The sequence below is a fragment of the Desertibacillus haloalkaliphilus genome (assembly GCF_019039105.1).
Lineage (GTDB): Bacteria > Bacillota > Bacilli > Bacillales > KJ1-10-99 > Desertibacillus > Desertibacillus haloalkaliphilus.
Genome location: NZ_JAHPIV010000391.1, coordinates 1 through 367, shown reverse-complemented (window position 1 = coordinate 367; position 367 = coordinate 1). Strand labels below are relative to the sequence as shown.

Here is a 367-nt window from a genome sequence, read left to right as displayed (position 1 = left end):
AAAGGGAGAAGAAAGGAAAAAGAGGGGGGAGAGGGAAAGGGGAGGGGGAAGAGAAGAAAGGAAGGGGAGGGGAGGAAAAGGAGAGAGAGAGAGGAAAGGAAGAGGAAGGAAGAAGGGGAAGAGGAAAGAAAAGGGGGGAAAAGAAAAAGAGGAAGAAAAGGGAGGGGGGAAGGGAAATGAAAAGAAGAGGAGAAAAGAAAAAAAGAAAAGGAGAGAGAGGGGAAAAGAAAGAAGGAGGGAGAAGGAGGGAGGGAGGGGAGAGAGGAGGAAAAGTGAGGGGGAGAAAAGGAAAGGGAGGGGTAGGGAATAAGGGAAAGAAGAGAGGGAGAGTGAGGGAAAAAGTAAGGAGAGGAAAGGGAAAAAGGAT

At 48.8% G+C, this 367-nt stretch carries 2 protein-coding genes; both read left to right on the top strand.

Going from position 1 to position 367, the window contains the following annotated elements; genetic code table 11:
• On the top strand, positions 1–180 hold a 180-nt coding region (locus KH400_RS30145), incomplete at its 5' end, for a hypothetical protein (RefSeq protein ID WP_217228420.1).
• Positions 177–367 (top strand): hypothetical protein (locus KH400_RS30140; protein WP_217228418.1); only part of this gene is annotated, 191 nt, incomplete at its 3' end. The genes KH400_RS30145 and KH400_RS30140, both read left to right, overlap by 4 nt.